The sequence below is a fragment of the Bradyrhizobium sp. 62B genome (assembly GCF_030272265.2).
Classification (GTDB): domain Bacteria; phylum Pseudomonadota; class Alphaproteobacteria; order Rhizobiales; family Xanthobacteraceae; genus Bradyrhizobium.
This window is the reverse complement of record NZ_CP092841.2, coordinates 59,649-71,746: the sequence shown is the minus strand read 5'-3', so window position 1 is coordinate 71,746 and position 12,098 is coordinate 59,649. Positions and strand designations below refer to the sequence as shown.

At 64.1% G+C, this 12,098-nt stretch carries 11 protein-coding genes; 5 read left to right on the top strand and 6 right to left on the bottom strand.

Features of this window, described 5'->3' with window-relative positions; all coding sequences use genetic code 11:
* Window positions 1–48: 48 nt before the first annotated feature.
* Complete coding sequence (gene irrA, locus ML401_RS00315; RefSeq protein WP_008131763.1) at window positions 49–540, bottom strand: iron response transcriptional regulator IrrA; 492 nt, start codon at window positions 538–540, stop codon at window positions 49–51.
* A gap of 373 nt (window positions 541–913) precedes the next feature.
* On the opposite strand from irrA, the gene fabA reads away from it, so the two are divergent.
* From fabA to ML401_RS00295, 4 genes are all read left to right on the top strand, one after another.
* Window positions 914–1,435, top strand: coding sequence for a bifunctional 3-hydroxydecanoyl-ACP dehydratase/trans-2-decenoyl-ACP isomerase (gene fabA / locus ML401_RS00310; RefSeq protein WP_092289360.1), 522 nt, complete (start codon window positions 914–916; stop codon window positions 1,433–1,435).
* Window positions 1,436–1,487: 52 nt separating this feature from the next.
* Entirely contained in the window at window positions 1,488–2,711 is a 1,224-nt protein-coding gene (gene fabB, locus ML401_RS00305) for a beta-ketoacyl-ACP synthase I (RefSeq protein WP_211415310.1), read from the top strand.
* 137 nt (window positions 2,712–2,848) lie between these two features.
* Window positions 2,849–3,649: an enoyl-ACP reductase FabI gene (fabI, locus tag ML401_RS00300; protein ID WP_194408112.1), complete on the top strand. Its 801-nt coding sequence runs from the start codon at window positions 2,849–2,851 to the stop codon at window positions 3,647–3,649.
* A 138-nt stretch (window positions 3,650–3,787) separates the two neighbouring features.
* Window positions 3,788–5,764 carry an autotransporter outer membrane beta-barrel domain-containing protein gene (locus ML401_RS00295; RefSeq protein WP_285808896.1) on the top strand — a complete coding sequence of 659 codons (1,977 nt, stop codon included), beginning with the start codon at window positions 3,788–3,790 and terminating at the stop codon, window positions 5,762–5,764.
* A gap of 10 nt (window positions 5,765–5,774) precedes the next feature.
* Here the strand turns inward: ML401_RS00295 and ML401_RS00290 are convergent, their stop codons facing one another.
* From ML401_RS00290 to ML401_RS00270, 5 genes are all read right to left on the bottom strand, one after another.
* Window positions 5,775–6,371 (bottom strand): glutathione S-transferase family protein, encoded by a 597-nt coding sequence (locus ML401_RS00290; RefSeq protein ID WP_211415312.1) that lies wholly within the window; start codon window positions 6,369–6,371, stop codon window positions 5,775–5,777.
* 115 nt (window positions 6,372–6,486) lie between these two features.
* Window positions 6,487–7,395, bottom strand: coding sequence for a hypothetical protein (locus ML401_RS00285; RefSeq protein WP_249131359.1), 909 nt, complete (start codon window positions 7,393–7,395; stop codon window positions 6,487–6,489).
* Between the two features lie 2 nt (window positions 7,396–7,397).
* Window positions 7,398–8,234 carry a hypothetical protein gene (locus ML401_RS00280; RefSeq protein ID WP_285808894.1) on the bottom strand — a complete coding sequence of 279 codons (837 nt, stop codon included), beginning with the start codon at window positions 8,232–8,234 and terminating at the stop codon, window positions 7,398–7,400.
* 93 nt (window positions 8,235–8,327) lie between these two features.
* Window positions 8,328–8,786, bottom strand: coding sequence for a GNAT family N-acetyltransferase (locus ML401_RS00275; protein WP_285808893.1), 459 nt, complete (start codon window positions 8,784–8,786; stop codon window positions 8,328–8,330).
* 7 nt (window positions 8,787–8,793) lie between these two features.
* Window positions 8,794–9,720 (bottom strand): hydrogen peroxide-inducible genes activator, encoded by a 927-nt coding sequence (locus tag ML401_RS00270; RefSeq protein WP_259218212.1) that lies wholly within the window; start codon window positions 9,718–9,720, stop codon window positions 8,794–8,796.
* A 114-nt stretch (window positions 9,721–9,834) separates the two neighbouring features.
* Here ML401_RS00270 and katG point away from each other — a divergent pair, with 114 nt between their 5' ends.
* Window positions 9,835–12,000 (top strand): catalase/peroxidase HPI, encoded by a 2,166-nt coding sequence (katG, locus tag ML401_RS00265; RefSeq protein ID WP_285808892.1) that lies wholly within the window; start codon window positions 9,835–9,837, stop codon window positions 11,998–12,000.
* Window positions 12,001–12,098: the final 98 nt, after the last annotated feature.

Sequence of the window (12,098 nt, the reverse complement as noted above, 5' to 3'; positions counted from 1 at the left end):
CCGGGACAAGCCCGGCCATGACGACGAATTCAGCAGTTCGGATCGATCTCAGCGCTTCTTGCGCAGGCGCACGACCATGTCGATGCGCGCAATCTCGTAGCCCTCGGGCACCTCCGGCATCTTGGACAGCGCCAGATGCGGATCCTCGATGTCGACCAGCTCATGGCTGTTCTCGAGGTAGTAGTGGTGGTGGGTGGTGACGTTGGTGTCGAAATAGGTCTTGGTGCCGTCGACGCTGACCTGCCGGAGCAGGCCGGCATCGGTGAGCTGGTTCAGCGTGTTGTAGACGGTGGCCAGCGACACCGGGACCTTGGCCAGGGTCGCTTCCTCGTAGAGCATTTCAGCCGTCAGGTGGCGTGCACCCTTGCCGAACAACAACCAGCCGAGCGCCATGCGCTGGCGCGTCGGACGAAGCCCGGCGGACTGGAGCATTTCGTTGACGTCGTGCCAGGGACAGCCGGTCAAAGCCGGCTGACGGCCGGACAAGAGGGCCGCAGCGTGGACGTCGTCGTCGTGATGGGGCGCAGTATTCTCGCTCATTTCCAGATTTCGGGCACGCGTGAACAAATATCTCTCTGCAATATAAGAACAGAAAGATGCAGATGCAAGTTTCTCGCAACTAGAGAGGTTCTAATCAGCCTTGAAGGTTCTCATCAATCTTGGAACCGGGCCGACATCGCGTCATTTTACCTTCATGGATGCACTTTGCCACCGGAAATGGCCTGTGTTAGAGAGCCCGCGGTTCCGCTTAGCCGATTTTGGCGCAGCCGGGCATGGAGGCCCGGCCGGCAGTCCATCCGGGGCATGCGGGAGCTGCGCCTGACGGTGGCAATTGGCGTTGCTCTCCGACCGAGACGGGGCCCATTTTCGCCAAAAAACGCCGCTCAACCGGAATTCAAACAGAGGCTCGTCCATGCTGAACAGGCGCAACGGTTACGAATACGAAGATCTGCTGGCCTGTGCCCGCGGCGAGATGTTCGGTCCGGGCAATGCCCAGTTGCCGCTGCCGCCGATGCTGATGTTCGATCGCATCACCGAGATCAACGACAATGGCGGCGAGTTCGGCAAGGGGCTGGTGCGCGCCGAGCTCGACGTGAAGCCCGACCTCTGGTTCTTCGGCTGCCATTTCAAGAACGATCCGGTGATGCCCGGCTGCCTCGGCCTCGACGCGCTGTGGCAGATGGTCGGCTTCTACCTGGGCTGGACCGGGGGTGAAGGTCGTGGTCGCGCGCTCGGCCTGAACGAGCTGAAGTTCAGCGGCCAGGTGCTGCCCGAGGCACGCAAGGTTGTGTACAACGTCGATATCAAACGCGTGATGCGTTCAAAGCTGGTGCTCGGTATTGCCGACGGGTGGCTTTCGGTCGACGACCAGATTATTTATCGCGCCAAGGACCTGAAGGTCGGTCTGTTCAAGCAGGGCACGAGCCTGGGCTAACGCGCATTCACCACGAAGAGAACGAGAAGATAACGAGCAGGGCGAGGCTGTCATGAGGCGGGTTGTGGTCACCGGGATGGGCATCGTCTCGTCGATCGGAAACAACACCCAGGAAGTGCTTGCGAGCCTTCACGAGGCGAAGTCGGGCATTTCTCGGGCTGAGAAATATGCCGAGCTCGGCTTTCGTTCGCAGGTGCAAGGCGCGCCGACGCTCGATCCCGCGACTGTGGTCGACCGCCGCGCCATGCGTTTCCTCGGTCAGGGCGCGGCGTGGAATCACGTCGCGATGGAGCAGGCGATCCAGGACTCCGGTCTGTCGCCTGACGAAGTCTCCAACATCCGCACCGGCATCATCATGGGCTCCGGCGGTCCGTCCGCCCGCACCATCGTCGAATCTGCCGACATCACCCGCACCAAGGGGCCGAAGCGCGTCGGACCGTTTGCGGTGCCGAAGGCGATGTCGTCCACGGCCTCCGCGACGCTTGCGACCTGGTTCAAGATCAAGGGCGTGAACTACTCGATCTCCTCGGCCTGCGCGACGTCGAACCATTGCGTCGGCAATGCCTATGAGACGATCCAGATCGGCAAGCAGGACGTCATCTTCGCCGGCGGCTGCGAGGAGCTGGACTGGTCGCTGTCCGTGCTGTTCGACGCCATGGGCGCGATGTCCTCGAAATACAACGACACGCCTGCCACGGCCTCGCGTCCCTACGACGTCAACCGCGACGGCTTCGTCATCGCCGGTGGCGCGGGAGTCCTCGTGCTGGAGGAGCTCGAGCATGCCAAGGCGCGCGGCGCGCGCATTTACGGCGAGATCGTCGGCTATGGCGCAACCTCGGACGGCTACGACATGGTCGCGCCATCGGGTGAAGGCGCCGAGCGCTGCATGCGCATGGCGATGTCGACGGTGAAGACCAAGGTGGACTACATCAATCCGCACGCGACCTCGACGCCGGCCGGCGATCCGCCGGAGATCGACGCGCTGCGTCGGGTGTTCGGCGCCGGCGAGAAGTGCCCGCCGATCTCGGCGACCAAGGCGCTGACCGGCCACTCGCTGGGAGCCACCGGCGTGCAGGAGGCGATCTACTCGCTGCTGATGATGAACAACGGCTTCATCTGCGAGAGCGCCCATATCCAGGAGCTCGATCCTGTGTTCGCCGACATGCCGATCGTGCGCAAGCGCATCGACAACGTCAAAATCGGCACCGTGCTGTCGAACTCCTTCGGCTTCGGCGGCACCAACGCCACGCTGGTGTTCAGCCGGATGGATGTGTGACGTCATTGTTGGTGCACCGTTGATTTTCTCGTCATGGCCGGGCTCGTCCCGGCCATCCACGTCTTGGCCTCAGGCTCCGAAGGGCGTGGATGCCCGGGACAAGCCCGGGCATGACGAAAGCGGAAGGTGGTCTTGAGATGGAAGGTTTGATGAAAGGCAAGCGCGGTCTGATCATGGGCATCGCCAATGATCATTCGATCGCCTGGGGCATGGCGAAGACGTTGCATGCGCACGGTGCCGAGCTTGCCTTCACCTTCCAGGGCGAGGCCCTCGGCAAGCGCGTCAAGCCCCTGGCCGAGCAGCTTGGTGTCGATCTGGTGCTGCCTTGCGACGTCGAGGACATCGCCAGCGTCGATGCCACCTTCGCGGCGCTTCGCGAAAAATGGGGCAAGCTCGACTTCGTCATCCACGCGATCGGCTTCGCCGACAAGAACGAGCTGAAAGGCCGCTACGCCGACACCAGCCGCGAGAATTTCTCGCGCACCATGGTGATCTCCTGCTTCTCCTTCACGGAAGTCGCAAAGCGCGCCGCCGAGCTGATGAATGAGGGCGGCAGCATGATCACGCTGACCTTCGGCGCTTCGGAGCGCGCGATGCCGAACTACAACGTGATGGGCGTCGCCAAGGCTGCGCTGGAAGCCTCGGTGCGTTATCTCGCCTCGGATTTCGGACCGCGCGGCATCCGCGTCAACGCGATCTCCGCAGGTCCGATCCGCACGCTCGCCGGCTCCGGCATCGGCGAGGCGCGCGCGATGTTCGCCTTCATGCAGAAGCATTCGCCGCTCCGCCGCGGCGTCACGCTCGACGAGCTCGGCGGTTCGGCGCTGTATCTCTTGTCTGATCTGTCCGGCGGCGTCACCGGCGAGATCCACTATGTCGATTCCGGCTACAACATCGTGCTGATGCCGCGGCCGGACGATTTGAAGTCTCCGGAGTAGCTTCGCGCCCCACGATCATGGGGCTGACTCGCCCACAGAATTATGCTTGCTGCTCCCCGGTGGCGCTTCAGGGTCGTTTTTCCCTGCGGTTCGGGAGGGGTGATCGTGCCAAGGCGGCATGCGATAAGGCTGCATGCGATGTGTCGCGCGAGCGCGCTGGCGTCCGTTGCCGGCGCGATGCTGCTTTGCGGCGGCTCGCACGCGCTGGCACAATCGACGATCTGGGACACGACCCTCTCCAACACGAATTGGTACGTCCCGACGGCGCAGCTGCTGGCCTATGCTGCGCCCAAGACCGGCTTCTCCAATCCGATTCCGATCGGCGACCAGACCCTGTGGCCGCTGGCGACCGCGACCAACGGCTCGTTCACGGGAACGAGCGTGGCGCAGCTCAAGCTCGGGCCGGCGCTGCTGACCGACACCTCGACCATCCAGGGCTTCGTCACGACCGCGGGCCAGATCACGATGCAGTTCACGCCGACATCGGGCGGCGCGGTGACGGTCGGCCTCGGTCATATGAGAACCATCAACGGCGTGACCGCGATGGAAATGCAGATGATCACGGGCGACAGCCTGCTGGTGACGCATTGGGCCTATATGCTGCCCTACGATCCCACTACGTTCACGCCGCCGGCTTCGCAGCCCGTTCCCGCCAACTCGGTCCCGCAATGGGCGTGGACCTCAGGCACGCCGTGGCGGATCACCAGCAATTCGTTGTTCGGCACCTCCGCGCCCGGCCGCTTCGTCATCACGAATTACCAGAACGGATATTTCTGGGGCGCGGGCGTCGCGCCGGCGGGCAGCAATGCGGCCAACTTCACGCTGCTGGGATCCGTGACACCGGAGGGCAACGTGCTCTTCAACACGCTCTCGCGCGGCACGCTCGCCAGCCTCTACGGCTCCGCCAGCGGCGACGCCTCGGGCGCGCAGATGCTCGTCAGCACCTACGATCTCTCGGGCAATCCGACCGGCGGCGTCGCCTATCTCTCCCTGGTGCGCCCCTATGCCGAGACGCTCCAGGCCCAGAACAGCCGGGTGGGCCTGGGTGCGGCCGACATGCTGTATCGCCTGTCGGCGACATCGCTCGGCTGGAGCGGCAGCATGGCAACCGGCTTCACCGCGCTCGACAATCTCAACGGATCCGGTCTCGTCAACGCGGTCAACCAGACCTTGCCGGTTATAACGGGCGCGGCATCGCAGGCGACCTACGCCACGCAGCGCGTATTCCAGCAGGCGATGACGGGGCGACTGGACGATGTGCTCGGACTGAACACGGGCGTTGCGCCTGAACGGAATCTTTGGATGAAGCCGATCGGCGGCAGCATTCGGCAGGCAAGCGTCGACGGCGTGCCCGGTTATAACGCGACCGGCGGCGGCATGGCCCTCGGTGCCGACGCGACGATCTCGCCGCGCGCGATGCTCGGCGGCGTGCTCGCCTATTCGCATCAAGCCATCACCGGCAGCGACGATGCCGTCCCGAACCGGCTCGCCATCGATTCCTATCAGGCGGGTCTCTACGGGGCCTACGCCCTCGGCCATGGCGTTCAGCTCGACGGCCAGCTCGACGGCGCGCTGAATGACAGCAGCGAGAGCCGTTCGCTGACCTTCGTCAACGGCACGGCTGGCGCCGGCTATCGCTCCTATAGCGGTCATGCGGGCGCCGGCATTCGCAAGCTGATTCCGATTGAGCCCGGACTTGCGATCGCTCCGTCATTGCGGCTGGACTATGGGCATGTGCGCTCGCCCGCCTATCAGGAAGGCGGCGCGGGCGGCTTCAGCCTCCATGTGGATTCACAAACCTATCGCGAGCTGACAGTGACGGCAGGGCTGAAGAGCGCATACCGGATCGCGAAGCAGGTCTATCTCACCGGCGATGTCGGTGTCGGCTACAACACGTTGAACCAGGGATTGCAGATCAAGTCGGCGTTTACCGGCGGCGGCGATAGCTTCGTGACAGGCGGCCTTGCGTTGTCGCCATGGATCTACTCGACTGCGCTGGGCCTCGTCGCGGCGGACGGCAAGGGGTTCGATCTCGGTATCCGCTACAATGTTGCGATGACGTCCTCCGGACTGCTGCAGCAGTCCGGGCTCGCCGTCCTCAAGATCAAATTGTAAGCGCGCCGTCTCACCCCGCCGCGATCTTCTCCGCGCGCTGGAACGCCGGCCGCGCTGTGCAGCGCGCCAGATAAGCGTCGAAGGCGGGACGCGTCGGCACCATCTTGAACTGGCGCACCGCGAAATTCAGGCCCGAGCCGATCGTGACGTCGGCGGCCGAAAACTCCTCGCCGAGAATCCACGGTCCCTTGGCGAGCGCAGTCTCCAGCACGTCGAACACCTGCGTGGCGCTGCCCCAGGCCGCGGTCGAGGTCGGAATCTCGATCTTAGTGAAGATCTGGATGATGGCGGGCTCGATGCAGCCCGGCGAGAAGAACAACCATTGCAGATAGCGCGCGCGGCGTGGATCGGTCACCCCCGGCGCAAGCTTGGTCTCGGGATAGCGGTCGGCGATGTAGGCGCAGATCGCGGCGGCTTCGCCGAGCGCGGCATCGCCGTCGGTCAGCGCCGGCACCTTGCCCATAGGGTTGATCTTCAGATAGTCCGGCGCCTTCTGCGCGCCGGTCGAGATGTCGGTCAGCACGCGCTCATAGGGCAGGCCGCTCTCCTCCATCAGCCAAAGCGTCGTGAACGAGCGCGAGCGGGGCGACCAATAGAGCTTGATCATGCGCGGAACCTTCCATCGGCGAGGGGCGGGTGGCGCGCAATTCATGCCGCGTTTGCAGCGCATTCGCAACGCACTACGCCTGGGTAGAAGCCGGCCAGCCTGAACGACATGTGGGTCAATGTTGTTTGGTGTCGCTTTGGCGTGCTGCTGGTCGAAGTCCAAGCAGGAGAGGCAGCGTCTTATCGAGGCTTTCCGCCAGCATGGAGCGTACGCCGTCGCGCAATGCGGGATTGGCGGCGGCATCTTCAGGGTGCGTTGGGAACGATTCTGCGGGTAATTCGCGATAGGGGCCGCCGATGTGCTTGCCCAGAAGCCTCTGCACCGCCAGGGAATGATCCATGTTGATCAACGCAGAGCTCTGTCTGACGACGGAGAAGTCGCGGCCGTCGAAGATGCGGATAAATGCCAGGGCGTAAAGATAGATGCGCCGCCCAAGCACCACATCCTGGTTGAGGATGCCGAAGCCGCGGACCGTGTAATTGGATGACCCGATAGGGCTGATTGAATTAAGGATCTGGATATAGTGCCGGCAATTCGTTCCTTTCGCGACCTGGCGCATGTATTCGGCCAGCTCCGCGTTGAGATCGCGGAACAACCTGTCCTTCAAGGTGTCCTTGGACTCATCGCGGGGAGGAAACTTCGCCGGGTTATAGGGGATTCTCAGGACGGACACGCCGGCAGGGATCGCGGCGCGAGTCCGCGCGAAGATCAGATCGTTGAGTCCCCAGCCTGGGATCGGGATGACCGTCTTCTTGTTTTGAAATACGGTCAGGCCAGTCGTCAGCACGGTGAACTCATCGCCGGCGGTGACGACGACACCAAAGTCGCACGAGCCGCCGCCAGTGAAGACGGGCCTGCCCGTCGCTTCGCGCCGCGTTGTCACCTTGCCATTGGCCATGCCCGTCGTTGGCGCAGCCTGAGCCTCGACGCCGGTCGTCGAGAGCAGGTGCGTCGCGACGATCATGGCAAAGGCCCGAATCGTTCCGACCGTCGTTTCCTTACGAGCTCGACTTCCCTTCAGCATCGTCACTGCGCGAAATACTGCGGCAAGATCTTGTCGAGCCGCTTTGTCAGAAAGTCGCGCGTGGTGTCGCGCAGGGCGGTGTTGCTGGCGGAGTCCGCGGCCGCCTCCGGAAACATGGACTTGTCCACCTTCTGTAACAGCTCGTTCGACGTGAAGTTGTCCGCCATATGCTTCATGACACCTTCGAACGTCACGGCCGGACCTTTCATGACTTCGAAGGTGCGGCCGTCGATCCATGTCACGCCGATAGAGGCGAAGACGTAGGCGTAGGAGATGAGACCGACACCCCGGCTGAAGATGCCGACGCCGCTGAGCGACTGATTGGTCCCGTCGAGCTGTCCTTCGCTGCGCATGATGACGAGATAACGCTCGCAACCGGCATTGCCCGCGACCTTTCGGATCAGGTTCGACAACTCCTGGCGCTGATTACGGAACAGGCCGGATTTGGGGTGATAGTAGGAATCGAGCGCGCCCTTGGCGTAGCTGATACGTCGTACCGGCGTGTTGCCTGCCGCGGCCCGCGCCCGCGCAAAGACGAGATCGTCGAGGCCCCAGGACACCGGGACTTCTGCATAGTCGTTGCCGAACACGGTCAGGCCGATCCTCTGGACGACGAAGATGTCGCCGGTCCCCGCAATCACGCCGACGCCGCAAGGACCGGTCGTCGCCGGGTCCGCAGGCTTGGCTGCTGCCTTCGGTTTCGCGGCCGCTTTCTTGGGAGCCGGCTTCGCCTGTGGCGCGGACTGAGCGGCGGGAGCACTGGTTGCAGGCGTAGTTTGTGCCTCTGCCGGACCCAGAAGGGACAGCAGGATGAGCACCGGGACAGCAGGTCGAAACATGGATTCCAAGTGGGATCAGACGCAACGTGACAGCGGACGCGTCACACTAGGTTGTCAAGGCGACAACCGCAAGCTGCGCGCGGAGTTCGGTGCCTACCCGATGGGCCGCTTCCACCGGTAATACTTCATCACGAAGCCGTTCGACGGCTCGATCTCTTGCTTCTCGAACACAAAGCCTTCGCGCTCGTACCAGCGCCAGGCCTTTTCGTTCTCGCGGACGCAGCGCAGGTGCATCTCATCCGGCATTTGCGTGCGGGTGAAGGCGAGCAATTGTCGTCCGAGCGATTGGCCCTGATAGGCGGGCGCGACGAACAGCATGTCGAGATAGAGCTTCGGCACATGCAGCGCGAGCATGGCGGCGATCGTGCCGCGATCGTCGGCAACGAACAGGCTCCAGCCGTCCGCGATCTCGCGCCGGATGCGCGCGCGCAGGTTGGCGAGCAGGAAGTCGCTGGCCTCGCCGAGGCCGGTCGAGACCCAGCTTTCCATCCAGACGCGGCCGACCTCATCGTATTCGTTTGCGCGGGCGGGACGAATGACGGGATGCGACATCTGGCGCTCAGCTGCGGTGATCGCGCGCGGCCGAACGCGGGCGCGCCTTGCCGGCCGACAGGCACACCACTTCGGAGATCTGCAGCAGCTGCCGGGCCAGCGGGCTGGTCTTGCGCCAGACCATGCCGATGGTGCGGGACGGCTGCGGGTCGCGGAAGCGTGCCAGCGAGACCGAGGCCGATCGCGTCTCCACAGGCACTGCCATTTCCGGGATCAGCGTCACGCCAATGCCGGCGCTGACCATTTGCACAAGCGTCGACAGCGAATTGGCATCCAGCATCTCGCGCGGCGGCGCTGACTGCATGTTGCAGAACGACAGCGCCTGATCGCGGAAGCAGTGGCCTTCCTCGAGCAGCAACAGCCGCATCTCGCGCATCCTCTCGCGCGACGGCGCCGGTGTGCCCTCATCCGTGCTCGGCCGGACCAGCAGGAATTTCTCCTCGAACAGCGCAACCTCGGTCAGCGAAGGCTCCGACACCGGCAGCGCCACGATGGCGGTGTCGAGCCGTCCCTCCACCAGCTCCTGGATCAGCCGCGGCGTCATGGTCTCGCGGACGCGGATGTCGAGTTCCGGATGCATGCGCGTGAGATTCTTGGTGATCGTGGGCAGCAGATAAGGCGCGATGGTCGGGATCATGCCGATGCGTAAGCGGCCCGAGAAGCGATCCTGCGAGGCGCGGGCGAAATCGCCGAGCTCATCGACCGAGCGCAAAATGTCGCGGACGCGCTGTGCGAGCTCCTCGCCGAATCGGGTCAGCGCCACCTGGCGCGCGCTGCGCTCCAGCAGCAGCCCGCCCAGCGCCTCCTCCAACTCCTTGATCTGCATCGACAAGGCCGGCTGCGAGATGGAGCAGGACTCGGCCGCGCGGCCGAAATGGCCGTGACGCGCCAGCGCATCGAAATACCGGAGTTGGCGCAGGGTCACGTTGAGCATCAGGAATTCTTATTGCAGCGATCACTAAAGTCAACTTCCCCTGATCGAACGCGGCGCTTAGAGTGGTTCTACCTGGTCAAAGGCGCGAGTTCGACGCCACCAGAGGAGGTATTCATGGACGACACTTCGAAGTGCCCGTTTTCGGGCGGAAAACCCACGCGCGTGAACCGCGACTGGTGGCCGACGCAGCTCGATATCGAGGTGCTGCACAAGAATTCCGACAAGTCCGATCCGATGGGCCAAGGCTTCGACTATGCCAAGGAATTCAAGACGCTCGACCTGAACGCCGTGATCAAGGACCTGACCGCCCTGATGACGGATTCGCAGGAATGGTGGCCGGCCGATTTCGGTCATTACGGCGGCCTGATGATCCGCATGGCCTGGCACAGCGCGGGCACCTACCGCACCACCGACGGTCGCGGCGGCGCCGGCGCCGGACAGCAGCGCTTCGCGCCGCTCAACAGCTGGCCCGACAACGCCAATCTCGACAAGGCGCGCCGCCTGCTGTGGCCGATCAAGCAGAAATACGGCCGCAAGATTTCCTGGGCCGATCTGATGGTTCTCGCCGGCAACGTCGCGCTGGAATCGATGGGCTTCAAGACCTTCGGTTTTGCCGGCGGCCGCGCCGACGTGTGGGAGCCGGAAGAGCTGTATTGGGGCCCCGAGGGCACCTGGCTCGGCGATGAGCGCTACAGCGGCGAACGCCAGCTCGCCGAGCCGCTCGGCGCGGTGCAGATGGGCCTCATCTACGTCAATCCGGAAGGCCCCAACGGCAAGCCGGACCCGGTCGCCGCGGCCAAGGACATCCGCGAGACCTTCGCCCGCATGGCGATGAACGACGAGGAGACCGTCGCGCTGATCGCCGGCGGCCACAGCTTCGGCAAGACCCATGGCGCGGGCGATCCCTCGCTGGTTGGACCGGAGCCGGAAGCGGGCGCTCTGGAGGATCAGGGCCTCGGCTGGAAGAGCAAGCACGCCTCGGGTCACTCGGGCGACGCCATCACCAGCGGCCTCGAAGTCACCTGGACGACGACGCCGACGAAGTGGAGCAACAACTTCTTCGAGAACCTGTTCAATTTCGAATGGGAGCTGACCAAGAGCCCGGGCGGCGCGCAGCAATGGACGGCCAAGGGTGCCGACGCGATCATTCCCGATGCCTTCGACAAGTCGAAGAAGCATCGGCCGACGATGCTGACGACCGACCTCTCGCTGCGCTTCGATCCGGCCTATGAGAAGATCTCGCGCCGCTTCCTGGAGAACCCGGCTCAGTTCGCGGACGCCTTTGCCCGCGCCTGGTTCAAGCTCACCCATCGCGACATGGGTCCGATCCAGCGCTATCTCGGCCCGCTGGTGCCGAAGGAGACGCTGATCTGGCAGGATCCGATTCCGGCCGTCAACCACGAGCTGGCCAGCGATCAGGACATCGCTGCGCTGAAGAGCAAGATCCTGGCTTCGGGGCTTTCGGTGTCCGAGCTGGTCTCGACCGCCTGGGCGTCGGCCTCGACGTTCCGCGGCTCGGACAAGCGCGGCGGCGCCAACGGCGCGCGCATTCGCCTTGCCCCGCAGAAGGACTGGGAGGTGAACGAGCCGGCGCAGCTCAGCAAGGTGCTCGGCAAGCTCGAAGCGATCCAGAAGGACTTCAACGCCTCATCAGGCGCGAAGAAGGTCTCGCTCGCGGACCTCATCGTCCTCGGCGGCACCGCCGCGGTCGAGAAGGCCGCGAAGGATGCCGGCGTCGACGTCAAGGTTGCGTTCACGCCGGGCCGCATGGATGCTTCGCAGGAGCAGACCGACGCGGCGTCCTTTGCACCGCTTGAGCCGCGGGCTGATGGCTTCCGCAACTATGTCGGCAAGCGGCATCAGTTCATGCAGCAGGAAGAGGCGCTGATCGATCGTGCGCAGCTCCTGCGGCTGACCGGCCCCGAGATGACGGCACTGGTCGGCGGACTGCGTGTGCTCGGCGCCAATGCGAACGGGTCGAAGCACGGCGTCTTCACCGCGAAGGTGGGTACGCTCAGCAACGACTTCTTCGTCAACCTGCTCGACATGAGCACGCAGTGGACGCCGGCGGCTGACGGCAGCTACGAGGCCCGCGACCGCAAGACCAACGCAGTGAAGTGGACCGGCACGCGCGTCGATCTGATCTTCGGCGCGCACTCGCAGCTCCGCGCTTACGCCGAAGTCTACGCGACCTCGGATGCGAAGGAGAAGTTCGTGGCTGACTTCGCCAAGGCCTGGACCAAGGTGATGAACCTGGACCGCTACGACATCGTGGCGTGAGGCGATTTCGCCGCGTGGTCGGTGCAACCTCTCCCGCAAGCGGGAGAGGGGAGCGCGGATCGCCCGGAGCGAACACAAGCAAAAAGGGCGGCCTTTCG

Bases quoted from the DNA above. Each gene is read 5' to 3' on its own strand.
- irrA (WP_008131763.1), bottom strand. From the start codon at position 540: ATGAGCGAGAATACTGCGCCCCATCACGACGACGACGTCCACGCTGCG.
- fabA (WP_092289360.1), top strand. From the start codon at position 914: ATGCTGAACAGGCGCAACGGTTACGAATACGAAGATCTGCTGGCCTGT.
- fabB (WP_211415310.1), top strand. From the start codon at position 1,488: ATGAGGCGGGTTGTGGTCACCGGGATGGGCATCGTCTCGTCGATCGGA.
- fabI (WP_194408112.1), top strand. From the start codon at position 2,849: ATGGAAGGTTTGATGAAAGGCAAGCGCGGTCTGATCATGGGCATCGCC.
- ML401_RS00295 (WP_285808896.1), top strand. From the start codon at position 3,788: ATGTGTCGCGCGAGCGCGCTGGCGTCCGTTGCCGGCGCGATGCTGCTT.
- ML401_RS00290 (WP_211415312.1), bottom strand. From the start codon at position 6,371: ATGATCAAGCTCTATTGGTCGCCCCGCTCGCGCTCGTTCACGACGCTT.
- ML401_RS00285 (WP_249131359.1), bottom strand. From the start codon at position 7,395: ATGCTGAAGGGAAGTCGAGCTCGTAAGGAAACGACGGTCGGAACGATT.
- ML401_RS00280 (WP_285808894.1), bottom strand. From the start codon at position 8,234: ATGTTTCGACCTGCTGTCCCGGTGCTCATCCTGCTGTCCCTTCTGGGT.
- ML401_RS00275 (WP_285808893.1), bottom strand. From the start codon at position 8,786: ATGTCGCATCCCGTCATTCGTCCCGCCCGCGCAAACGAATACGATGAG.
- ML401_RS00270 (WP_259218212.1), bottom strand. From the start codon at position 9,720: ATGCTCAACGTGACCCTGCGCCAACTCCGGTATTTCGATGCGCTGGCG.
- katG (WP_285808892.1), top strand. From the start codon at position 9,835: ATGGACGACACTTCGAAGTGCCCGTTTTCGGGCGGAAAACCCACGCGC.